Source organism: uncultured Zoogloea sp. (genome assembly GCF_937894855.1).
Classification (GTDB): domain Bacteria; phylum Pseudomonadota; class Gammaproteobacteria; order Burkholderiales; family Rhodocyclaceae; genus Zoogloea; species Zoogloea oryzae.
Genome location: NZ_CALAYQ010000073.1, coordinates 1 through 23,089 on the forward strand (window position 1 = coordinate 1; position 23,089 = coordinate 23,089).

Sequence of the window (23,089 nt, forward strand, 5' to 3'; positions counted from 1 at the left end):
CAACATCGTGCTCGGCGAGCGCGGCAAGCAGAAGGGCAAGCCCCAGCCCGACAGCAGCCTGCGCGATACCGAGAACGTGCCGCTCACCGAGGACATCGATGCCTACTTCCAGCGTGAAGTCCTGCCCCACGCGCCGGATGCCTGGATCGACCACGAGAAATCCAAGGTCGGCTACGAGATCCCGTTCAACCGCCACTTCTACGTCTTCGAGGCGCCGCGCAGCCTGCACGAGATCGACGAGGAGCTGAAGGGCGTCACCGCCCGGATCATGGCGATGCTGGAAGGGCTGGCGGAATGAGCCTGCCCTGTTATCCGAAGTACAAGAGTTCAGGCGGCCAGTGGTTGGCTCACGTTCCTGAACATTGGGACGTAATCCCTTGCCGCGCTTTCGTGGACGAACAAACAGCCAAGAATGAAGGGGCAGAGAATCAGTATTACCTGTCCCTTATTTCGAACGTGGGCGTCATCCCTTACGAGGAAAAAGGAGACGTTGGTAACAAAAAGCCGGACGACCTCAGTAAATGCAAGCTGGTGTGCCGGGGCGATTTCGTCATCAACAGCATGAACTATGGTATTGGGTCATACGGTTTGTCACCCTACGATGGTGTATGTAGCCCTGTCTACATTGTCCTTCGTCCAAGGCTTCATCGTGTCGAACCAAGATACGCTTTCAGGATATTTGAAAATAAGGAGTTCCAGACGTATGCACAGTCCTTTGGAAATGGAATCCTAGAACACCGAGCATCAATCAATTGGGATAATCTTAAATCTATTCATGTTGGCATTCCGCCGCTACCGGAACAGAAGCTAATACTTAAGTTTCTCGACCACGAGACCGAGAAGATCGACGCGCTGATTGCCGAGCAGGAGACGCTCCTGCGGCTGCTCGCCGAAAAGCGCCAGGCCACCATTTCCCATGCCGTCACCAAGGGCCTGAACCCGGATGCGCCGATGAAGGATTCCGGCGTGGCGTGGCTGGGGGAGGTGCCCGAGCATTGGGTTCTTCTGCGCATCAAGCATCTCGTAGCAAGCCTGGAGCAAGGCTGGAGCCCTCAGTGTGAAGGCTTCCCAGTGCAGTCCGAGGACGAATGGGGTGTCCTTAAAGTCGGCTGCGTGAATGGTGGGATTTTCCGACCTGAGGAGAACAAGACATTGCCGCGCGAGTTAGAGCCCCTTCCGGAACTGGGCTTGGCATCCGGAGACTTGTTAATTTCGCGCGCCAACACCCGCGAGCTTGTCGGTAGCGCCGCAGTCGCTTTGCGGAGCTACCCCAGGTTGATGCTGTGCGACAAACTGTACCGGCTACGCTTGCGCACCGACGCCTGCTCGCCTCAGTTTCTAGCTTCGTATCTCGGTACTCCGCAGGTTCGCGGTCAGATTGAGCTTGCTGCAACGGGAGCCAGCAGTTCAATGCTTAATATCGGGCAATCCACCATCCGGGAATTGAGTGTTGTCGTCCCCCCAAGGCACGAACAAACCGCCATCATCTCTTTCCTCGACACCGAAACCGCCAAGCTCGATTCGCTGAAACTCGAATCCGAGCGCGCCATCGCCCTCCTCAAGGAACGCCGCGCCGCCCTGATCTCCGCTGCCGTCACCGGCCAGATCGACGTCCGACACGAAGCCGCGTAAGCCATCGCGCGCCCATGTTTCTGATTTTCCATCTGGCTCCTGTCTTCGACTTGCCAGTCATTGAATCCACCTTCCATGCGCCGAAATGCCGCCCGGACTCCTGGCTGGATGTCGCCGCCCCGGCGCGTTCGTCGCTCGCGGCCCCGAGTCCGTCCGACAGGCGCGACGTCGGATCGCAGACGGCCGGCCGCATGTTTCGTGGGGGCGGCGTGGGCGGCAACAACTTTCACCACGTGCAGATGCGTGCCGGCAAGGGCCACGACGCGCTCCTGAACTAACCGAGCGCCGGCCATCGGGTTTCCGCTGCGGGCCTGCGGCAGGCAGCCCTCGGCACTGAAGCCTTGCACCGACCGGCGCCGCTGCTGCAACAGCGGCCCCGGCACATGGGCTACGGGTTCGAGCAGTTCGTGCTCCACGAGGACGGCAAGTCATGGCGCTGGAACACGGCGCAGGTCGAAGGGCGAGCACGGGCGTTATTTCAGATGCCTGGGCTTTGATCTGGCGTTGCGCGGGCCCCGTACGATTGGTTACGTGACCAGTTTCAGCTTGCCAATCGCATCAAGATCGGCAAGTATTCGTAATTCGCGAATTTCGAATACAGCGAACGATGGACCTCAAACCTCAAGACCTGCTGGTGCTGCTGAAGGCCGCTGCGAACCCGTCGCAGCGCTGGACCTATGCCGCCCTGGGCAAAGCCCTTGCCATGAGCGCGTCGGAGACCCACGCGAGCGTAAAGCGCGCCGTGGCCTCCGGCCTGGCGGTCGCGCCGGCGCGCGGCGAATGGTCGCCGGTCAGGCCGAACCTGCTGGAGTTCATGCTGCACGGGGTGCGTTACGTCTGGCCGGCCACTCAGGGGCCGGTCAAACGCGGGGTACCGACGTCTATCGGCACGGAACCGCTCGCCGGCCGGTTGACGGTGGCCCCGGGGGATGCGCCCGTCTGGGCCCATCCGACCGGCTCCGCGAAGGGGCCCACGCTCTCGCCGCTCTACAAGACCGCCCCTCAGGCCGCTCTCGCCGACCCTGCGCTGCATCGCCTGCTGGCCCTGCTGGACGCTTTGCGGACCGGACGTGCGCGCGAGCGTGCCCTGGCAGCGCAGTTGATGGAAGCCGAGCTCAATCAGCTCGGCCCGGGAAGTGCCGATGCGAACCAATGACCCGAACTTGCCCCATCTTCGCCAAGTCGCCGAGGCGCTGGGCGACTTGCGGGAACAGGTGGTGTTCATCGGCGGCGCCGTGGCCGGCCTGCTGGTGACGGACCCGTTGGCCGACAGCGTCCGTGCCACCCGCGACGTGGATGCGGTGGTAAGTGCAAACCGGGCCTTGTTACATCGAATCGAGGCATTGGTTGCCACGCGTGGGTTTGCGCGCGACGTCAGCAGCGACGTGATTTGTCGCTGGGTGCACAAGGCATCGGGTGTGCTCTTCGACCTGATGCCGGTGCAGCCGGATGTGCTGGGCTTCTCGAACCGTTGGTATCCCTATGCAGTCGAAACGGCCGTGCCCGTGGACCTGGGCAATGGCGTGACGATTCGGCTGGTGAGCGCCGTGGCGTTTGTCGCAACCAAGCTGGAGGCCTTTGCCGGCCGCGGTGGCGGCGACTTCCTGAGCAGCCATGACCTTGAGGATGTGCTCAACATCGTAGATGGGCGCGAGGCGCTTGCCGCTGAGTTGGCCGCCGCGCCTGCCGACGTCCGGCAGGCCGTCGCTGCGGCATTTGGTCCTTTGCTAGCAAGCCCGGACTTCGTGAACGTGCTGCCGGGCCTGTTGGCCGAGCCGGAGCGCGTCGGCGTTGTCCTGGGGCGACTGAAAGCCATGAGCCCATGAACCTGCACCAGGAAATCCACTTCGAATCCGCCATCTGCGATCACCTGGCCCGCCACGGCTGGCTGTACGCCGAGGGCGACGCCGCCCACTACGACCGCCCAAACGCCCTCTTCCTGCCCGATCTGCTGGCCTGGGTGGAGGCGACCCAGCCCGAGAACTGGCAGGCGCTGGCCAAGACCCACGGCGCGGCGCTGCCCAAGGTGCTGGCCGAGCGGGTGCGCAGGTGCCTCAACGAGCACGGCACGCTGGAGGTGCTGCGGCGCGGGGTGGAGCTGGTGGGGCTGAAGAAGCCGCTCTCGCTGGTGCAGTTCAGGCCGGCGCTGGGCCTCAACCCGGCGATCCAGCAGGCCTACGCGGCCAACCGGCTGCGGGTGGTGCGGCAAGTGCATCACGCGCTCAACAACCCGAAGGACGCGGTGGATCTGGTGCTGTTTGTGAACGGCATCGCGGTGGCCACCGCCGAGCTGAAATCCGACTTCACCCAGAGCGTGGGCGATGCGGTGGACCAGTACCGCTTCGACCGTGACCCGGCCCCCAGGGGCGGGCTGGCGGAGCCGCTGCTGGCCTTCCCCGGCGGGGCGCTGGTGCATTTTGCGGTGAGCCAGTCGGAGGTGATGATGAGCACCCGGCTGGCCGGCACGGCGACGCGCTTTCTGCCCTTCAACCGGGGCAACGCCGGCGGCGCCGGCAACCCGCCCAACCCCTTCGGATTTGCCACCCACTACCTGTGGCAGGACGTGTGGCAGCGGGACAGCTGGCTGGAGATCCTCGGCCGCTACCTGATCGGCAAGCGCAACGACAAGAAGCAGCTCACGAGCGTCATTTTTCCCCGCTTTCACCAGCTGGACGCAACCCGCAGGCTGGTGGGCGACGTGCTGGAGCATGGAGCTGGCGATCGCTACCTGATCCAGCATTCCGCCGGCTCGGGCAAGACCAACTCGATCGCGTGGACCGCCCACTTTCTGGCCGACCTGCACGACGCCGCGCATCGCAAGGTGTTCGACAGCGTGCTGGTGGTGTCCGACCGCAACGTGCTGGATGCCCAGTTGCAGGAGGCGATCTTCGACTTCCAGCGCACTACCGGCGTGGTGGCGACCATCACCGACGAGCACGGCAGCAAGAGCGCCCAGCTCTCCCAGGCGCTGAAGGACGGCAAGAAGATCATCGTGTGCACGATCCAGACCTTCCCCTTCGCCCTGAAGGCGGTGCAGGAGCTCGCCGCCACCGAGGGCAAGCGCTTCGCGGTGATCGCCGACGAGGCCCACAGCTCCCAGACTGGCGAGGCAGCGGCCAAGCTCAAGCAGGTGCTGTCGGCCGACGAGCTGGCCGAGCTTCAGGACGGCGGCGAGATCGACACCGAGGCGCTGCTGGCCGCCCAGATGTCCGCCAAGGCGGCCCAGGACAAGGGCCTCACCTACATCGCCTTCACTGCAACGCCCAAGCCGAAGACGCTGGAGCTCTTCGGCCGCAAGGACGCCGACGGCCTGCCGCAGCCTTTCCATGTGTATTCGATGCGCCAGGCGATCGAGGAAGGCTTCATCCTCGACGTGCTGAAGAACTACACCACCTACAAGCTCGCCTTCAGGCTCGCCAACAACGGCAAGGAGTACGACGAGACAGAGGTGGAGAAATCCGAGGCGTTGAAAGGCATCATGCAGTGGGTGCGCCTGCACCCCTACAACATCAGCCAGAAGGTGCAGGTGGTGGTGGAGCACTTCCGCGAGAACGTGCAGCCGCTCCTGGCCGGCAAGGCCAAGGCGATGATCGTGGTCGCCAGCCGCAAGGAGGCGGTGCGCTGGCAGAAGGCCATCACCGGCTACATCCTCAAACGCAACTATCAGCTTGGCGTGCTGGTGGCGTTCTCGGGCGAGATCGACGACCCGGAGAGCTACCCCGAACCGGTCGCCGAAACCACCAAAGCGCTGAACCCCGGGCTCAAGGGACGCGACATCCGCGAAGCCTTCGCCGACCCGAACCATCACCTGCTGCTGGTGGCCAACAAGTTCCAGACCGGCTTCGACCAGCCGCTGCTGTGCGGCATGTACGTGGACAAGCGGCTGGGCGGCATCCAGGCGGTGCAGACGCTGTCGCGCCTCAACCGCGCCCACCCGGGCAAGGACACCACCTACATCCTCGATTTTGTGAACGACGCCGAGGACGTGCTGACCGCCTTCAAGACCTACTACGAAACCGCCCGGCTGGAGGCCAATACCGACCCGCACCTGGTCTTCGACCTGCGCGCCAAGCTCGACGGCGCCGGCTTTTACGACAGCTTCGAGGTGGACCGGGTGGCCCACATTGAGACCGACCCGAAAGGCACCCAGGCCCAGCTGAGCGCCGCCCTCGCCCCGGTGGCCGACCGCCTGCTGAAACGCTACAAGGCCCTGCAGGCCCAGCGGGCCGCCGCCGAAGCCAGCCACGACAAGGACGCCGCCCAGGCCGCCCGGGACGCGATGGATGTGCTGGTGCTGTTCAAGGGCGACATGGGCGCCTTCTGCCGGCTGTACGCCTTTCTGTCGCAGATCTTCGACTACGGCAACACGGATATCGAGAAGCGCTTTCTCTTCTACAAGCGGCTGATTCCCCTCCTCGACTTCGGCCGCGAGCGGGACACGGTGGACCTCTCGAAAGTGGTGCTGACCCACCACACCCTGAAGAACAAGGGCCAGCAGACACTGAACCTCAAGGCCGGCGAGGCGCCCCGGCTGGCACCGATGACCGACACCGGCAGCGGCGCGGTGCAGGAGAAGGAAAAGGGCCTGCTGGAGGAGATCATCCAGAAGGTGAACGGGCTCTTCGAGGGCGAGCTGTCGGACGACGACCAACTGGTGTACGTAAACGGCGTGCTCAAAGGCAAGCTGCTGGAAAACGAAACCCTCGTCCGGCAGGCCGCCAACAACAGCAAGGAGCAGTTTGCCAACTCCCCCGACCTCGCCAGTGCCCTGATGAGCGCCATCATGGATGCGCTGGAAGCCCACAACACGATGAGCGCTCAGGCACTCGGATCGGAGCGGGTGCGGGAAGGGCTGAAGGAAACCCTGCTGGGGCCAGCCCAGCTGTACGAGGCGCTGCGGACACGGGCGCAGGGGATGCGGCCGCCCGCCTGACCGCCGGGGCTGGCTTCAGCCCGGCCGGCGCAGCGGGTCGAGGAGCGCCCGCAGGTTGTTGTGATCCAGCTCGTGCATCAGCGCCAGCAGCTGGCCCAGCTGCCCGGACGGGAAGCCCTCCCGGGCGAACCACGCCAGGTAATGCCCGGGCAGATCGGCCAGCAGGCGGCCCTTGAACTTGCCGTAGGGCATCGTGCGGGTGACCAGCAGTTCGAGAAGTTCCGGGTTCATCGCACCGCCTCCGATCAGTGCCGCACCGGCCAGTACCAGCTGGGCACGCCCTTGCGGCCGCCGCCCACGCCCTGCCGGTAGCGGCTGCGCAGGTGGCCGTCCACCACCGAAATCCACGGTGCCAGGCAGGCGTCGGCCATTTCCTGGTCGATGAAGCGCTCGGGCAGGCGGTAGGCAAACCAGCGGTAGGCGGCGATCAGGCGCACGGTGGTCTCGGCCTCTTCGAGCGACGCGCGCTGGGGCACGCGGGGCAGGAAATCCAGCTCGATGGCCTTGCCCTTGTTGGCGGTGTAGGCCCAGTCGCGCCACACGCCGTCGATGGTTTCGTTCTGGGACGCCATCGGTGCCATCGAGAAGACGTGCTTCTCGTGGAGCGTGAGGTTCTTCATCCGGTCCAGCTGGGCGGCGCGGGCGAGCTGCTCTTCGGGGATGTGCGGCACGAAGAAGCCGTCGCCGCAATCGGCGTGGAGCTGGAACAGCGACAGCAGCGCCTCCAGCCGGGTGTCGCCTGCCATCTCGGCGATCTGCTCGAGATAGGCGCTGCCGGCGGTGATCTGGAAGCCACGGGTTTCCAGCGGCGGCTGGGGCGCCTTCATCAGCGCGGCGACGACCTTGTGTTCGGCCGGGGTGAGACCGGCCACCACGCCCGCCTCCTCCTGATGGCCGAAGCGCCCGGCCCGCCCGCCGATCTGCTGGAGCAGCGACGGCGAAAGCGTATCCCGCGTCGTGCCGTCGTACTTCTGGATGGCGGTGAACACCACCCGCTCGATGGGCAGGTTGAGGCCCATCCCGATGGCGTCGGTGGCCACCAGAATGTCGGCGTCGCCGCCGGCAAAGCGGTGCGCCTCGCGCTCACGCACCTCGGGCGACAGGGCGCCGTAGATGCACGCCACCGACTTGCCCAAGGCCAGAAAGTCATCCCGCAGGTTGAGGGCGTCGCGCCGCGAGAAGACGATGAAGGCGTCCCCCGGCCGCGCCCGCCGCAGCGCACCGGCCGGGTTGTGGGACAGCGCCTCGCCCACCACCAGCGGGTGCTTGCGCTGCTTGCGGCGGATTTCCAGGGGCAGGCCCAGGCGCTCGGCCAGCGCCACCACCGCCGGCTCCGCCGACAGCGCGCCCACCAGCCACACCTCGGCGGCGTTGGCGCCGACCACCGCCTGGGTCCACGCCCAGCCGCGGTCCGGGTCGCTGAGCATCTGAATCTCGTCAATCACCGCCACCTCCAGCTCGGCGGAGGGGTCGAGCATCTCGATGGTCGAGGCGGTCACCCGGCTGCCCTCGACCATCCGGCGCTCCTCGCCGGTGACGAGCGATGCGCTCACCCCGAATTCCTCGTTGAGCCGCGTGAAGGCCTCCAGCGCCAACAGGCGTAGCGGGCCGAGATACACGCCGGCGCGGGCGGTGGCGAGGCGCTCGAAGGCATCGTGGGTCTTGCCGGAGTTGGTCGGCCCCAGCACGGCGATCAGCTTGCGCGGGCGGCGGCGGGCGGCAAAGGTGTCCGGGTAGTCCGACAGGCGCACCGAACGCCCGATCTGGCCGGCCAGATCCCGCTGGCGGCGCCGGGCGCGGAGCTCGGCGAGGGTCTGGGCGAGGGTCTTGGGCAGCGTGGAGAAATCCAGCCTGCCCGCCGACCAGTCGTCCCGCAGGCCGCGCAGGTTGGGCTCCAGCCCTTCGGTGGCGCAGGCTTCCAGAAAGGCGTCGATCTCGGCAACGGCAGCGTTGAGCGCGGCCTCCAGGTGCGCGCCCTGGGCGGCGAGCATGGCCTGCTCCAGCGTCTGGCGCCCGGCAAGCGGGCGCCGCCGCCAATGGCCAGCCTGGCCCAGGCAGCTCTCGGGCAAATAGCCCACCAGCCGGAATTCCTCCCCCCCGGCGCGCACCCGGCGGCTGGCGGCGAGCCACACGCGGTTGCTGCTGGTGGTGACGATGAAGCGCAAGTCCATCGCGGGGGCGGGTTGGGGGAGTTCGGTGTTCGTCATCATCAGTCGAAAAAACACGGGGCCGGCCTCAGCGGACCAGCCCGGAAAAGTCGTACGAAAAAGCAGCGGACGATCAGCCGATCAACGGCACGTCCGGCAGGTTGCGCAGCACGGCGGCCACGTCGGGCTCGGTTTCCAGCACCTGCACCACGCAGGGCAGCGGCTCGGCCCAGATCTCGGGCAGATCCCGCTCGGCCGGCTCGCGGATCGCAAAGGCCAGGCGCTCCACGGGCGGCTCAAACTGCGCATCCACCCCGGGCTTGTTGCCGCGGGCGTCGATGCGGTACCAGCCGAGGTCGTCCAGCCACACGGCATTGAGCCCGTGCAGGCAGTAGGGCGCGCCGGTGTCACCCACCGACAGGCGCTGGTAGCACAGCCCGGTGGGCACGCCATTGGCCCGGAGCAGCGCGGCCAGCAGGTGGCTCTTGGCGTAGCAGTAGCCAGTGCGGTGGCGCAGCGCGTCGGACGCCTTGCAGGTGACCGGGTTCTGCATGAAATCGACGCTGTGGCGGATCTCGTCGCGGACGAACTCGAAGCAGCGACGCACCACCTCATGGGTCGACGCTGCGCCCTCGGCAAGCCGGCGTGCCTGGGCGGCCACGTCCGGGTGGTCGAAATCGATGTAGGTGCTGGCGGCGAGATAGGGCTGCATGATGCTGTCCGGGCAAGGTGTCGGCATGTGGGAGTGCGAGCTTACGTGGGCGGCGGGCGGCTGTCGAACGCCACGCTGCCCCTTGACGCACCGCCGCATCCCTCCGATGCTTGGCGCTTCCGCTTCACGCATCCAACTCCATTCCGCCGCCATGTCCGCCCTGCCCGCCGTCTTCGCCGATCTCCAGCCCGCCGCCGTGTGGCGCCACTTTGCCACCCTGTGCGCCATCCCCCGCCCCTCCAAGGCCGAGGACGCCCTGCGCGACCACCTGTACGCTTGGGCCGTCGCCCGCGGGCTCGACGCGCGGGTGGATGGCGCCGGCAACCTGATCCTCAAGAAGCCCGCCAGCCCCGGCCACGAGGCCGCCCCCGGCGTGGTGCTGCAGGCCCATCTCGACATGGTCTGCCAGAAGAACGCCGACACCGACCACGACTTCACCCGCGACCCGATCCGCCCGGTGCTGAAGGACGGCTGGCTGGTGGCTGAGGGCACCACGCTGGGCGCCGACAATGGCATCGGCGTGGCGCTGATCCTGGCGGTGCTGGATGACAGCCGCCTCGTCCACGGCCCCCTCGAAGCCCTGCTGACGGTGGATGAAGAGGCCGGCATGGGCGGCGCCCAGGGGCTGGAACCCGGCGTGCTGCAGGGCCGGCTGATGCTCAACATCGATACCGAGGACTGGGGCGAGTTCTACCTGGGCTGCGCCGGCGGGCTGGACGTGAACGTCGCCCGCCCCGGCACGCCGGACGCCCTGCCCGCCGGCCATGAGGCCTGGCAGATCGCCCTGACCGGCCTGCGCGGCGGGCATTCCGGCGTCAACATCCACGAAGAGCGCGGCAACGCCATCAAGCTGCTGGTGCGGGCGCTGCGGGATCTGGAAAGCCAGTTTCCGCTGCGCCTCGCCAGCCTTGAGGGCGGCACCGCCCGCAACGCCTTGCCCCGGGAGGCCCGCGCCACCGTCGCGCTGCCGGCCGGCCGCGGCGATGCGCTGGGCGAGGCCCTGGCCCGTTGGCAAACCACCCTGCGCCAGGAGCTCGCCGGCGTCGATGCAGGCGTCAGCCTCGCCCACGCCCCCGCCAGCGCCGACGCGGTGCTCAACCCGGCCGAGCAGTCGGTTTGGCTCGCCAGCCTGCACGCCGCGCCCCACGGGGTGCGCCGGCAGAGCCTGGCGGTGCCGGGCGTGGTGGAGACCTCCAACAACCTGGGCATGGCGAGCGTCGGGCCGGATGGCGGCAGCTGCAATTTCATGGTGCGCTCGCTGATCGACAGCGGCAGCGACGCGCTGGCCGACGAGATCGTCAGCCTGTTTGCGCTCTCGGGCACCGCCGCCAGCAAATCCGGCCACTATCCGGGCTGGGCGCCCAATCCGGCGTCGCCGCTGCTGGCCCGCTGCCAGCGGGTCTATGCCCGGGATTTCGGCGGCGAGTCAGTGGTGAAGGTGGTCCATGCCGGGCTGGAGTGCGGGATCATCGGCGCCAAGTATCCGGGCATGGACACCGTCTCCTTCGGCCCGACCATCCGCGGCGCCCACGCCCCGGGCGAGCGGGTCGAGATCGAGGCGGTCGGCAAGGTGTGGCAGCTGCTCACCGCCATCCTGGCCGACATCGCCGCCTGAGCCCGACATGCGCCGCCACGTCCTTGCCCTCCTCGTCGCACTGGCCCTGAGCCCGTCGGCCCAAGCGGCCAAGCGAGGGGATGGCTACGAGACAAAAGGCGAATGTGCCGGCCTGCCCGCCGTGTCGCTGAAGGTTGCCAAGGGTTTCTGCGTGGGGCTGGCGGCGACGAAGCTGGGCTTTCCCCGGGGCGTGCTGCCGCTGGCCGACGGCCGCGTGCTGGTGGCCGACCTGGGCCGCTGGGATGCGGGCGCCGGGCGGCTGCTGATGCTCACCCCCCGCCCGGGTGGCTTCGATGTAAAGCCGATCCTCACCAAGCTGGATCGCCCTCACGGGCTGCAGACGGGCCCCGACGGCGCGGTGTACATCGGCGAGGCAAGCCGCATCTCCCGGGTCCGCCTCGATCGTTCGCCGCCGGTGCTGGAGCCGGTGGTCATCAACCTGCCCGCCACCGGGCGCCACCCGCTCACGCAGTTCGTGTTCGGCCCGGACGGCGCGATCTACGTGAACATCGGCAGCACCTCCGACCACTGTGAGGACGGCCCTCCCGGCAAGCCCTGCCCCGAGGCCGAGCGGCCCGACGCCGGCTCGGCGATCTGGCGCTACAAGCTTGATAACGGCCGCTGGACGGTGAAACTCTTCGCCCGCGGCCTGCGCAATTCGATGGCCCTCGCCTTCGGGCCCGACGGCAGCCTCTGGCAGGGCGAGAACAGCCGCGACGTGCTGCCGGGCAATATCGTTTCCGACACCCAGCCGGCGGAAGAGCTCAACCGCGTGCGCGCCGGCCAGCATTACGGCTGGCCCTACTGCACCGGCCTCGACGCCTTCGACCCGGCCTTCGGCAGCGGCGACTGCAGCCGCTACGCCAGGCCCGAGCGCCTGCTGCCAGCCCACGGCGCGCCGCTGGGCATGACTTTCTACGACAGCCCGGCCGCTCCCGCTGCGTGGCGCGGCAGCCTGGTCGTCGCCCTCCACGGCTACCGCACGCTCGGCCACCGGATCGTCGCGTACCGCTTCGACAAATCCGGGCAGCCGGCCCGCGATTTCGAGGTGCTGGCGGAAGGCTGGGAACGCAGCGCCAGCCACCCCATGGGCGCGCCTACCGACATCAAGGCCGACGCCCGCGGCCGGCTGTGGGTGACCGAAGACCGCAATGGCACCCTGCTGATGCTGAGCCCCCGCAGAAACCGGGCGCCGCAGCGCCCGGCACCGCTTACAGCATCATCACCACCGACTTGGATTCGGTGTACATGTCGAGCACCGCCCGGCCCATCTCGCGGCCGATGCCGGACTGCTTGTAGCCGCCGAAGGGCATCGCGTTGTCGAGGATGTTGTGGCAGTTGACCCACACGGTGCCGGCCTTGATCTTCGGGATCAGGCGATGCACCCGCGACAGGTCGTTCGACCAGATGCTGGCGGCGAGGCCGTAGGGCGTGTCGTTGGCGCGGCGGGCCACCTCGTCCAGATCCTCATAGGGCATGGCCACCACCACCGGGCCGAAGATCTCCTCGCGCACCACGCGCATGTCGTCGCGGGCGTCCACCAGCACCGTGGGCTTCACGAAGTAGCCCGCGCCCGCACCCGCCGAACCGCCGGCCGCCGCCCGGGCGCCCTCGCCCAGCCCGCTCTCGATGTAGCCCATCACGCGCTGGCGCTGGATGTTTGAAACCAGCGGCCCGATCTGGGTGGAGGGGTCGATGCCGGGGCCGATCTTCATGGCGTCGGCGATGCCGGCGAGCTGCTCCACCACCGAGTCGAAGCGGCTGCGATGGACGAACAGGCGCGAGCCGGCGGTGCACACCTGGCCCTGGTTGAAGAAGATCGCCTGCGCGGCGCCGGCCGCGGCCTGGGCGGGATCGGCGTCGTCGAGGACGATCACCGGGCTCTTGCCGCCCAGCTCCAGCGACACCCGGGTCATGTTGTCGAGGGCCGCCTTGCCCACCAGCTTGCCCACCTCCGTCGAGCCGGTGAAGGCCACCTTCTCGATGCCCTTGTGGCTCGCCAGCGCCGCACCCGCGGTGTGGCCGACGCCGGTGACAACGTTGAGCACGCCCGCCGGGTAGCCAGCCTCCAACACCAGCTCGGCGAGGCGCAGCGCCGACAGGGGCGTCTCCTCGGCGGGCTTGAGCACCATCGTGCAGCCGGCGGCCAGCGCCGGGCCGAGCTTCCAGGCGGCCATCAGCAGCGGGAAGTTCCACGGGATGATCGCCCCAACCACGCCCACCGGTTCGCGGCGGGTGAAGCCGAAGAACTCCCGCTCACGCACCAGCGGCACCGACACGTCCATGGTCGAGCCTTCGATCTTGGTGGCCCAGCCGGCCATGTAGCGCAGGAAATCCACCGACAGGGCCACGTCCACATGGCGCGCCATGGTCACCGGCTTGCCGTTGTCGATGGCTTCCAGCTCGGCCAGCTCCTGGGCGTGGGCCTCGACCAGATCGGCCAGGCGCAGCAGCAGGCGTTCGCGATCCACCGGGCGCATCCGCGACCATTCGCCGGCCTCGAAGGCATGGCGGGCGGCGGCGACGGCGCGGTCGATGTCGGCCGCGTCGCCGGCGGGCACGCGGCAGAAGGCCTCGCCGCTGGCCGGGTCGATCACCGGCAGGGTCTCGCCGCTGGCGGCCTCCTGCCATTCGGCGCCGATCAGCATGCGGCGGGGTCGGGCGAGGAAGGCGGCGGTGCCGGCTGCGAGCTCGATTCCGTGGAAGTTGTTCATGGGCTTGTCTCCTTCGTTGGTTTTTGTGGGCGAAACGGGGCCTGCCGGGCCGGAGCCCGACATGGGAAGCGGCAATCGCGGCGGATTGCCGGGGTTGGGATGGGGTTTCCTTGGGGTGGGCGATCAGGCGTCGCCGGGCTCGCCGCGCAGCACGCCGGAGCGGGCGCTGGCGGCGGCGCGGGCCAGGGCCACGGCGTCCTCGTCGAGCTCAAGCTGGCGGGCGAGGCGGCTCATCAGCCGGCCTTCGAGCTTTTCCAGGCCGTCGGCGTAAGCCACCTCCCACAGCATGGTGAGGATCTCCTGGCGCTCCTCGGGGCCGAAGCCGACGCGCACCGCCTCGGCAAACTCCCAGTCGTCCAGCGACTCGGCGTAGCGCACCTCGGCCACCGCGATGAGCTCATCGACGCGCTCCCGGGGCAGGTGGAAGTGCTCCATCAGCAGGCGCTTGACGGCCTGGTGCTCGGCCTCGGAGGCGACGCGATCCACGTACATGGTTTCCAGCAGCAGGGCCGCCACGGCGATCAGGCGGCGCTCGAAGGGGCCGCGCTCGACGGCCTCCGCCAGCAGTTCGCCGCGTAGCAGGCCGATCAGTCTTTCCAGCATGGTTGGGTCTCCGAAGTCATTGGCCTGCGGCTTCGCGCAGGAGCCCGTTCTGGCCGAGCAGCACCACGGCCTTGCCGGCGGTGGCGACGGCGGCGAGGTTCTGGCGGTCGTCGCGGATGTGGGTGACGAGCTTGCCGTCGCGGGACGTGACCACCGCCCCGCCGGTGCCCACCAGCAGCAGGCTGCCGTCGTCCCGCTCGACACCGCCGGTGAGGGCCTGGGTGGTGCCGGTGTCGAGCACCTGCCAGTGGCTACCGCCGTCGGCGCTTTCCAGCACCCGGCCGCTCATGCCCAGCAGCAGCAGGTGGCCGTCACGTCGGGCGAGCCCGCCCCACAGGGATCCGGTGACGCCGGTGTTGAGGCGTTCCCAGTGCCCGCCCCCATCGCGGGAGCGGAAGGCCGAACCGCTCTCGCCGGCGGCGATCAGCGCGCCGTCCGGCGCGGCGAAGAGGTGGTTCAGGTGCAGATCGGCGTCGCGCCCCTCGCCCACCTTCATCGGCTGCCAGCTGCGGCCGCCGTCGGCGGTGGCGAGCGCCGTGCCGTAGGCGCCGACCACGTAGCCGTGGGTGGCGTCGGTGAAATGCACGCCCAGCAGCACCGGCTTGCCGTCCACCACCTGCTGGAGCGTCCAGTTGTCGCCGCCGTCGGTGGTGGCGAGGATCACCCCGCCGTGGCCCACCGCCCAGCCGTTCTTCGCGTCGGCAAAGCTCACCGCGGTGAGCAGGCCACTCACCGGCACGCTGGCGGCCTGCTGCCAGGTCTCGCCGCCGTCGGTCGATCGCACCACGGTGCCGAAGTCGCCCACCGCCACCAGCGAGGCGCCGGCGCGGGTGACGGCCACCAGCCCGGCCCGGCTGGCGAGGCGGGCCTTCATGGCAGGGGTTTCGCCGGCCGGGCGGCTTTCGGCGGCGGTCACCAGCACCGCGCCAGCGGCAAGCCCGGCGGCGAGCAGCAGGGTCATCGTTGTCTTGAGTTTCATGGGCGTCTCCGTCAGTGCATCATCAGCGGCGCCCGGACCGGCCCGCGGCGGGGGATCAGGACGTCGATCATCACGGCCAGGGCCGGCAGCAGGGTGATCGCCATGATCATGTTCACCATGAACATGAAGGTCAGCAGCATCCCCATGTCGGCCTGGAACTTGAGCGCCGAGAACGACCAGGTGGCCACCCCCACCGACAGGGTGACGGCGGTGAATACCGTCGCCACGCCCACCTCGCGCAGGGCCTGCTTGAAGGCAGTGACGATGTCCTCACCGTGGGAGAGGTGCATCTGCAGGCGGTTGTAGATGTAGAAGGCGTAATCCACGCCGATGCCCACCGCCAGCACCATCACCGGCAGGGTCGCCACGGTGAGGCCGATGGAAAGCTCCTTCATGAACCAGTAGCCCAGGAACGTGGCCAGGGTGAGCGGCACGCAGCAGGCGATCATCGCCCGCCAGTCGCGATACACCAGGAACACCAGCACCAGGATGGTGGCGTACACATAGAGCATCATCGGCAGCTCGGAGTGTTCAACCACCTCGTTGGTGGCGGCCTGCACGCCGGCGTTGCCGCTGGCGAGGCGCACCGTGACGCCGGCAAAGGGGTTAGCGTCGCGGTAGGCTTTCACCGCGGCCACCACCTCCTTGATGGTGCTGGCCTTGTGGTCAGCGAGGTAGAGGTTCACCGGCAGCAGCGTGCAGTCGGCGTTGTAGAGGCGCAGGCCTTCCGGCACCTGGCGCACGGCTTCGCCGAGGGTGAGTTCCTCTTGCGGCAGCGAGGCCCACTTGGGGTTGCCCTCATTCACCCCGGACGCCGCCAGCTTGGTGAGCGTGGGCAGCGACTGCGCCGACAGCACGCCGGGCACGTTGGTGAGGTACCACGTCAGGCGATCCACGTAGGCCATCACGTCGTGGCGATAGCAGCCATCCTTGGGCGTCTCGACCACCACCGTGAGCATGTCGAGGCCGAGCCCGAAGCGGCTCACCACGGCTTCCACGTCCTGGTTGTAGCGGGAGTCGATGTGGAGTTCCGGCGCGCCGGGCAGCACGTGGCCCACATGGCGGCCCTGGCTCTGCCAAACCGCCACCACCAGCAGCACCAGGCACACCACGGTGCCGATGAAGGCGTTGCGCGGGCTGGCGATATGTACGCCGAGGGCCGCCATCAGCCGGTTGCGCATGCCTTCCACCTTGCTCGCCCGGGCCACGAAGCGGCCGTCGAAGCTGAAGAAGCTCGCCAGCACCGGCAGCATGATGAGGTTGGTGACGATCTTGTAGGCCACGCCCACCGACGCGGTGATCGCCAGCTCGCGGATCATCGGGATGGGCACCAGCACCAGCGTCGCAAAACCCACGAAGGCGGTGATCAGCGCCAGCGTGCCCGGCACCAGCAGGCCGGTGAAGCTGCGGGTGGCGGCGGTGAAGCCGTCGGCACCGTTGATGACTTCCTTGGCGATGTAATTGACCTGCTGGATGCCGTGGGAGACGCCGATGGCGAACACCAGGAAAGGCACCAGCACCGCCAGCGGATCGAGCCCGAAGCCCAGCAGCGTGATGGTGCCGAACTGCCACACCACCGACACCAGCGAGCTCGCCAGCGGCAGGAAGGTGAGCACCCACGAGCGGGTGTACCAATACACCGCGCCGGCGGTGAGCAGGAAGGCCAGCGCGAAGAACTCGACGACGCTGGTGGCGCCTTCCGAGATGTCGCCCATCTGCTTGGCGAAGCCGATGATGCGGATGTTGGTGTCGGCGTCGGCAAACTTGTCCCGCACCTCAGCCTCGAGCTTGCGGCTGAAATCGAAGTAGTCGAGGCGCTTGCCGGTGGCCGGGTCCGGGTCGGCCAGCTCGGCCACCACCATCGCGCCGGAGCCGTCGTTGGCCACCAGGCTGCCCATGAAGCCGCCGATGATGGTGCGCTCGCGGATGCCGGCGATGTTGTCCGGGGTGAGGGATTTCACCGTCACGTCGCCGCCGATCACGTCCTCGGCCTTCATGCCTTCCTCGGTGATCTGCACCGCGCGGGTGTTGGGCGTCCAGAGGGACGTGACGGTGCGCCGATCCACGCCGGGCATGAAGAACAGCGCCTGGGTGACGTCGTAGAGTTTGGTGAGGGCCTTCTCGTTCCAGATGTCGCCCTTCTTCGATTCGACCACCACGATGATGCGGTTGGCGCCGAAGAGGACATCCCGGTACTGGTTGAAGGTCTGGATGTATTCGTGGTCCTGCGGCAGCTGCTTGTCGAAGCCGGCCGACATCCTGAGCTGTGCGGCAAACACCCCCATCAGGGCGGTGAAGGCCAGCAGCACGCCCAGGGTCAGCAGCCGGTGTCCGAAGAAGAAACGCTGCAGGCCGATGACCAGTTTCTCGATCATGTTGGGGTTTCCTGTCTGGGCCGGAGCGCGGTGCGTCGCCACGCCCCGGCCTTGCGGGTCAGAACGAGTAGGAGACGCTGGCGGCCAGGAAATCCCGGTCGCGCATCAGGTTGTTGGCACCGCCGCCCGAGAAATTCACGTACTGCAGGGCGCCTTTCCAGCGGTCCCGATAGTTGGCGAACAGCGACAGGGTGGCCGCCTTGCGCCCTTCCACGAAGGGGATGGCGTTGGGGCTGGTGCCCTTCACGTCATGGGCGAAGTCGAGCTGGGGCGTGAGGGTGATGCCGCTGCCCATCACGTTGGGGTAGTTGAAGCCGATCTCGGCCACGTAGCCCCAGGAGGTGCGATCCGGCAGCGCATAGTTGGGCAGGAAGTACGGCGTGTAGCCCGAGCGGTCGAGATCCGGGTAGTGGGCGACGGCGGCCTCGGAGAGGATGAAGCCGTCGGTGGCGCCCAGCGCGGTGGCCAGCCCGCCCAGCGGATCGTTGCGGGAGAAGGTGTAGAAGGCGGTGACGTGGTACTGCCACTTCTTCTCTTCCACGTAGCCCGGGTGGCGGCCCACGTCATACACGCTGTTCTTGTTGAAGGCGCCGCCGAACACCTGGCCGAAGGGCACCGTCGGGTCGACGCCGACGCTGTCCCGCGGACGGAACGACAACTCCATGCCCACCGCCACGTCGCCCACCTTGGTGTTGCCGGAGATGGCGAACAGGTCCTTTTCCTGGCCGTAGGCGAGGAAGTAGCCCGTTACCGCGCCGGCATTGGTGCCGGTGAAGCCCAGGAAGGGCAGCTTGTCGTGGTAGCGCTGGTAGGTGAAGGCGAACTCGGTGTCGATCTCCTCGGCGTTGTAGCGCAGATTCACCCCGAACTGCCCGCCCCAGCCGGGCTTCTGCTGGCCCAGGTAAGGCAGCGCGGTGCCGTTGTTGATCATCTGCTGATCGGTAAGGCCGGAGCGGTCGCCGCAGGGCGTGGGCAGGCCGAAGTCGTTGCAGATCGAGGTGGGCATGTAGGCCACCCGGTTGCCCTTGCCGATCACGTCGGCGGTGGAGAAGAAGGTGCCGGCCGGATCGAACTTGAAGCTGTTCCAGGCAAACTGGTAGTAGGCCTCCAGCCCGAGCTTGTCGGTGATGCCGCCTGACCACGACACCATCGGCGCCGGCACGAAGATCTCCTTGAGCTGGGTGCCGGGCACGTGGAATTTCTGCAGATCAAGGGCGTTGATCTGGTTCACCCCGCCGAGGATGAAGATGTCCTCGCCCCACGAGATCACCTGATTGCCCAGCTTGATCTTGCCCCGCTGGTCGCCGTAGCGCACTTCCTTGGCGATCCACGCGTCGAGCAGCGTGGCCTTGGCGGTGACCGACGATTCGGTGAGCTCGGTACGGCGGGTCTGGTCGGAGCGGAAGTCGTGGAACCAATACACCCGGCCGAGGGCGCTCCAGCCTTCCGGCGCCTTGAGCGACAGGTCGTGGGTGCCCTTGAGCACCGCCGACACGATGTCGCCCTTCTTGTAGTTGAGGTTGCCGTCGTCGAAGTTGGTGAAGTTGAAGTCGGCGTTGGCGTAGCCGTTGGCCCCCTGGCGGGCCTGCAGCTCGTTGTTAGTGCCGTTGTTGCAGCCGCCGCTGTCGTTGCCGACGGTGCGGCAGTCGATGCCCGACATGCGCCGGGTCATGCCAAAGGACACCACCGAATCGAAGCTGCCCGACAGCCCTTCCTCGCTGCCGAAACGCACCGCCTGGGAGGGGGCGGACCAGCCGGCCACGGCCGCTGCCACCGCGAGGGTCACCGGCGCCAGGCGAAGCCCGGCCCGGCGATGCGAGATCGCCTGAATGTGCATGATGGGAATCTCCTGAGTGAGGGGCGCAGATCAGCGTTCGCCGCGGCGACGCAGTTCGTCCTGGCTGAAGGTGGCGGCGTTGACCCGGCCTTCCTTGCCGGCGGTGAGGTCGAGCACCTCGCCTTCGGCGGTCCAGTTGTCGGTCACGTAGCGACGGGCCACGAGGTCGTACATCTGGTATTCGTAGGACATGCAGGCCCCCACTTCAGGCGCGGCCCACAGGCTGCCTTCCTGCACGCGCCACAGGTTGCCCTTGGCGTCGTACATATCCACGTGGAGCAGCGCCCACGAATCCTCGTCGATGTAGAACACGCGCTTGGCGAAGCTGTGGCGCTTGTCGCCCTTCACCGCGGCCTCGACCACCCACACGCGGTGGGTCTCGTAGCGCATGAAGTCGCGCTTGACGTACTCGGGCCCGAGCATGTCCTTGAACTTGTTCTTCTTGTCGATGAGCTTGTAGGAGTTGTACGGGACGATCATCTCCTTCTTGCCCACCAGCTTGAAGTCGTAGCGGTCCGGCGCGCCGGTGAACATGTTGATCTGGTCGACGAAGTACAGGTTGTCGAAGCCGGCGATGGGGTTGTCGTAGGCGAAAGTGGGCGAGCGGCGCACGCGGCGCTGGCCGGGGAAGTAGATCCAGGCGTCCTGGGGCTTGTCGAGGTAGGCGTGGATCAGGTAGCCCTCACCCGCACGGGACGGTGGCGAGAGCACGTCGTAGAGCAGCTTCGAGTCGATGCCTTCCACGTCCTTGAGGGTGGTGGTCTTGGGATCGTTGAAGGGGTACATCTCGAAGAACCACTGCTTGGTCTCGACGATGGAGCCGTCCTTGTCGGGCATCAGCGCCGAGATCTGGGCGCGGCGGCCAAGGCCGGTGTAGCGGGTCTTGTAGTTCCACAGCACCTCGACGCCGCTCTTGGGGATCGGGAAGGGCACGCCGGCGCCGTAGGCCTGCTCGAGCCGCCAGCCGTCGTCGCCGATCCTGGCGTAGGTGGCGTTCTTCTTCGTGCGCTCGGCCACGATGTCCGGCGCCGGGCAGCTGCGGTGGCTGGGGTACACATCCAGCTTGTAGCCCTTGTAGGCCTTGATGAGGGCGGCCTGGCCCGGGGGCACCTTGTCGGCGTACTTGTCGAGGTTGGACGCGTCCACCGAGTACAGCGGCTTGTCGTCCTTGTAGGGGTCGAGGCGGCCGGGCTTCCAGCCGGCGGGCACCTTGGTCATGCCGCCATCCCAGGCGGGGACGGCGCCATCCTTGCTGGCGGCCTTCTCGGCGCCGACGGGGGTGAGATCCTTGCCCAGGCGGGCGGCTTCCTGCTCGGAGACCGCCGCCGAGGCGTTGATCGACAACGTGGCGGTAAAGGCCAGCGCGAGGGCAGCCCCCACGACACGCGGCCTGAAGGGGGTGTTGGCTTGTTTGTGCATGATGAGAACTCCCTGTCGAAGGTTTGAATCGATGGCTAGCGGATCGTGATGCCCTGCCCGGCGAGCCGGGTGACGATGGCCGCCCGCTCTCCGGCCACGTTGTCCAGCGGGGCGCTGCGCAAGGCGGTGACCTCGGCCTCGGTGTAGGGCACGAAGTCGGCCGGCAGGGTGGGCGCCGAGAAGCTGCGCACCATCCAGTTGAGGAGCCGGGTGACCTCCCGGTTGGAGAGGGCGGAATTCGAGGTGCCCGGCACCTTCACAAGAAAGGCGCGGCCCTCGGGCAGCTTAAGGAAGTGGCCGAGCTGGCCGCGCATGTCGGGCACGCCGGAATCCGGCGCGCCGTGGCCGTCGGCCTGGTGGCAGCCGGCGCAGTGCAGGATGTACTGCATCCGCGCCGTGTGGTCGGCGTCGGCCACGGCCGGCCCGGCGGCCAGCCCACCGCCCGCAAGGGCGACAGCCAGAGCGAGCCGGGCCGCCTTCATGACCCGCTCCCCTTGCCAGCGCTGCCGCCCGCACCCGCAGCCCCGTCGCGCAGCTTGCGCACCTGATGGGGCGCGAGCTGCTCGGCCCGGGCCTCGGCCAGGTCGGCCGCGGTGTAGGGCTGGTGGGTGTCGGGCAGCGTGCCGGCGTTGAAGCTGCCGACCACGTGGTTGAGCACCGCCGCCAGATCGGCGTCCGGCAGCTGGGCGAAGGACGGCATGGAGCCGGTGTAGCGCGTGCCCTGCACGGTGATCGGGCCGACCATGCCGTGGGTGACCACCCGGGGCAGGTAGCCGCGGCCGGCCACCTGCAGGCGTTCGCCCAGGGTGCCGGCCAGCGGCGGGGCGATCCCCGGCAGGCCGGTGCCGCCCGGCTGGTGGCACATCACGCAGTGGGTGGCGAAGACCGCGGCGCCGTCGGTGGCCGCCGCGGGCAATGCCGCTGCACAAAGAAGGCTGGCGAGCAGGGTGCGCATGGCGTGCCTCACCTCAGCCTTCGGCCACGCCGACCACCGCCGCGAGCGTGCAGTGGAACATCGTCGAGTCGTTGGACATGCACCAGTTGATGTCGTTATGCACGCCCATCCGGTAGGCCGGCCGTTCCCGCTCGTTGGTGTTGCACAGGCAGCGTCCGCAGGCGGTCTTGCCGCAGCAGTCGTTGTAGCTGATGAGGTAGTCCTTGCCGTCGTCCGGGTTGCGGCAGGTGCCGATCCAGGCGACCTTGGAGGCCTCGGTGCCCGGCGGGCAGGTGGAGGCGGTGCCGCCGCAGCACGAGCACAGGTAGCCGTCCTGGGCGCAGTAGCGCCAGTATTCGCAGTCCTGGTCGCCGGGCTTGGCGTTGGCGGCCTTGCGGGCCGCGCCGGCGGCGGCCTGGGCGGTGCGGTCGAAGGGCAGCACCGGCAGCACGAAGGCGGTGCCGACCATCAGCTTGCCGATGCGGATCAGCGCGCCGCGGCGGGAGCTCTGCTGCGCCACCTTGCGGGTCTTCCGCTCGAACAGGTCATCGAGCCATTTCATGGTTGTCTCTCCTTGGGGTTGGGGGCGGTCAGGCGTGCTGGTGGTCGATGAAGTCCTGCACCGAGGCGACGCCCATTTCCTTGGCGGTGAAGAGGCTCTCGAGCTGCTCGCGGGAATTCACCAGGCCCTTGGCCACCACCCGGCCGTGCTCGTTGAGGAGCACCGCGTAGGGCAGCTTGGCCACCCGGTAGGCGATGCCGGGCTCGCTGGACAGCACGTAGGGGAATTCCTTCAGGTCGGCCTTCTCGTAGAAGGCCAGGTGCTCGGGCTGCTCGCCGTCGGAGGTGAGCACCACGCGCAGCCAGTCCTGTTCGGTGCGATTGACCGAGCGGAGGATGGGCAGCAGCTTCTTGCACACCGGGCAGGTGGGCGACAGGAAGAACAGCAGCGTGCTCTTGTCGGCCGGGCGGCCGATGGTGACGCGGGTGTTGCCCACCAGCGCCGGCAGGTCGAACACCGGCGAGGCCTCGCCGACCTTGGGGCCGGTGTCCATCATCAGCGCGCCCATCGGGGCCACGCGCTCGTACAGCACGCCGATCTGGCGGGCCAGGGCAAACAGTCCGACGAGGGCGGCCAGAACGGCGATCCACAGCAGCACGTTCGAAATCATCAGGGCTTCGGTCATGA

Annotated in this window: 19 protein-coding genes and 2 pseudogenes; 8 read left to right on the forward strand and 13 right to left on the reverse strand. The window is 67.9% G+C overall.

Annotated features, from left to right (window positions below; translation table 11 throughout):
- From Q0672_RS09455 to Q0672_RS09480, 6 genes and pseudogenes are all read left to right on the forward strand, one after another.
- Positions 1-298, forward strand: a pseudogene (locus tag Q0672_RS09455) (SAM-dependent DNA methyltransferase); the annotation flags it as partial.
- Positions 295-1,632 carry a restriction endonuclease subunit S gene (locus Q0672_RS09460; protein WP_298621744.1) on the forward strand — a complete coding sequence of 446 codons (1,338 nt, stop codon included), beginning with the start codon at positions 295-297 and terminating at the stop codon, positions 1,630-1,632. The pseudogene Q0672_RS09455 and the gene Q0672_RS09460, both read left to right, overlap by 4 nt.
- Positions 1,633-1,646: 14 nt before the next feature.
- Positions 1,647-1,910 carry a hypothetical protein gene (locus Q0672_RS09465; RefSeq protein ID WP_298621745.1) on the forward strand — a complete coding sequence of 88 codons (264 nt, stop codon included), beginning with the start codon at positions 1,647-1,649 and terminating at the stop codon, positions 1,908-1,910.
- A 329-nt stretch (positions 1,911-2,239) separates the two neighbouring features.
- The gene (locus Q0672_RS09470) at positions 2,240-2,788 is read left to right on the forward strand and encodes a hypothetical protein (protein WP_298621746.1); all 549 of its coding nucleotides are present in this window, start codon (positions 2,240-2,242) and stop codon (positions 2,786-2,788) included.
- Positions 2,775-3,458, forward strand: coding sequence for a hypothetical protein (locus Q0672_RS09475; protein ID WP_298621747.1), 684 nt, complete (start codon positions 2,775-2,777; stop codon positions 3,456-3,458). Before Q0672_RS09470 ends, Q0672_RS09475 begins: the two co-directional genes overlap by 14 nt.
- Positions 3,455-6,565 (forward strand): DEAD/DEAH box helicase family protein, encoded by a 3,111-nt coding sequence (locus tag Q0672_RS09480; protein WP_298621748.1) that lies wholly within the window; start codon positions 3,455-3,457, stop codon positions 6,563-6,565. Before Q0672_RS09475 ends, Q0672_RS09480 begins: the two co-directional genes overlap by 4 nt.
- 15 nt (positions 6,566-6,580) lie before the next feature.
- Here the strand turns inward: Q0672_RS09480 and Q0672_RS09485 are convergent, their stop codons facing one another.
- The 3 genes from Q0672_RS09485 to Q0672_RS09495 form a co-directional block, all read right to left on the reverse strand.
- Positions 6,581-6,796 carry a DUF3820 family protein gene (locus Q0672_RS09485; protein ID WP_298621749.1) on the reverse strand — a complete coding sequence of 72 codons (216 nt, stop codon included), beginning with the start codon at positions 6,794-6,796 and terminating at the stop codon, positions 6,581-6,583.
- A gap of 14 nt (positions 6,797-6,810) precedes the next feature.
- Positions 6,811-8,775 (reverse strand): helicase-related protein, encoded by a 1,965-nt coding sequence (locus Q0672_RS09490; RefSeq protein WP_298621750.1) that lies wholly within the window; start codon positions 8,773-8,775, stop codon positions 6,811-6,813.
- Between the two features lie 70 nt (positions 8,776-8,845).
- Entirely contained in the window at positions 8,846-9,424 is a 579-nt protein-coding gene (locus Q0672_RS09495; protein WP_298621751.1) for a transglutaminase family protein, read from the reverse strand.
- A 151-nt stretch (positions 9,425-9,575) separates the two neighbouring features.
- Between Q0672_RS09495 and Q0672_RS09500 the strand changes: the two genes are divergently transcribed.
- Positions 9,576-11,039, forward strand: coding sequence for an aminoacyl-histidine dipeptidase (locus Q0672_RS09500; RefSeq protein WP_298621752.1), 1,464 nt, complete (start codon positions 9,576-9,578; stop codon positions 11,037-11,039).
- A gap of 265 nt (positions 11,040-11,304) precedes the next feature.
- A pseudogene (locus tag Q0672_RS09505) lies at positions 11,305-12,189 on the forward strand (sorbosone dehydrogenase family protein); the annotation flags it as partial.
- 61 nt (positions 12,190-12,250) lie between these two features.
- Here Q0672_RS09505 and Q0672_RS09510 read toward each other — a convergent pair.
- The 10 genes from Q0672_RS09510 to mauD all read right to left on the reverse strand — a co-directional run bounded on the left by Q0672_RS09510 (position 12,251) and on the right by mauD (position 23,087).
- Positions 12,251-13,753: an aldehyde dehydrogenase family protein gene (locus tag Q0672_RS09510; RefSeq protein ID WP_298621753.1), complete on the reverse strand. Its 1,503-nt coding sequence runs from the start codon at positions 13,751-13,753 to the stop codon at positions 12,251-12,253.
- A gap of 123 nt (positions 13,754-13,876) precedes the next feature.
- Positions 13,877-14,356 carry a TerB family tellurite resistance protein gene (locus tag Q0672_RS09515; protein ID WP_298621754.1) on the reverse strand — a complete coding sequence of 160 codons (480 nt, stop codon included), beginning with the start codon at positions 14,354-14,356 and terminating at the stop codon, positions 13,877-13,879.
- Between the two features lie 16 nt (positions 14,357-14,372).
- Positions 14,373-15,335 (reverse strand): YCF48-related protein, encoded by a 963-nt coding sequence (locus Q0672_RS09520; RefSeq protein WP_298621755.1) that lies wholly within the window; start codon positions 15,333-15,335, stop codon positions 14,373-14,375.
- A gap of 11 nt (positions 15,336-15,346) precedes the next feature.
- A complete protein-coding gene (locus Q0672_RS09525) occupies positions 15,347-17,710 on the reverse strand; it encodes an efflux RND transporter permease subunit (RefSeq protein WP_298621756.1) in 2,364 nt (787 codons plus the stop codon).
- Between the two features lie 58 nt (positions 17,711-17,768).
- Entirely contained in the window at positions 17,769-19,547 is a 1,779-nt protein-coding gene (locus Q0672_RS09530) for a DUF1302 domain-containing protein (RefSeq protein WP_298621757.1), read from the reverse strand.
- 30 nt (positions 19,548-19,577) lie between these two features.
- Positions 19,578-20,966, reverse strand: coding sequence for a DUF1329 domain-containing protein (locus Q0672_RS09535; RefSeq protein ID WP_298621758.1), 1,389 nt, complete (start codon positions 20,964-20,966; stop codon positions 19,578-19,580).
- Positions 20,967-21,001: 35 nt separating this feature from the next.
- Positions 21,002-21,448, reverse strand: coding sequence for a cytochrome c (locus Q0672_RS09540; protein WP_298621759.1), 447 nt, complete (start codon positions 21,446-21,448; stop codon positions 21,002-21,004).
- Positions 21,445-21,921: a cytochrome c gene (locus Q0672_RS09545; RefSeq protein WP_298621760.1), complete on the reverse strand. Its 477-nt coding sequence runs from the start codon at positions 21,919-21,921 to the stop codon at positions 21,445-21,447. The genes Q0672_RS09540 and Q0672_RS09545 overlap by 4 nt, the downstream gene beginning before the upstream one ends.
- A gap of 13 nt (positions 21,922-21,934) precedes the next feature.
- Positions 21,935-22,462 (reverse strand): methylamine dehydrogenase light chain, encoded by a 528-nt coding sequence (locus tag Q0672_RS09550; RefSeq protein ID WP_298621761.1) that lies wholly within the window; start codon positions 22,460-22,462, stop codon positions 21,935-21,937.
- Between the two features lie 28 nt (positions 22,463-22,490).
- Positions 22,491-23,087, reverse strand: a complete 597-nt coding sequence (mauD, locus tag Q0672_RS09555) for a methylamine dehydrogenase accessory protein MauD (protein WP_153159771.1) — start codon at positions 23,085-23,087, stop codon at positions 22,491-22,493.
- Positions 23,088-23,089 lie beyond the last annotated feature (2 nt).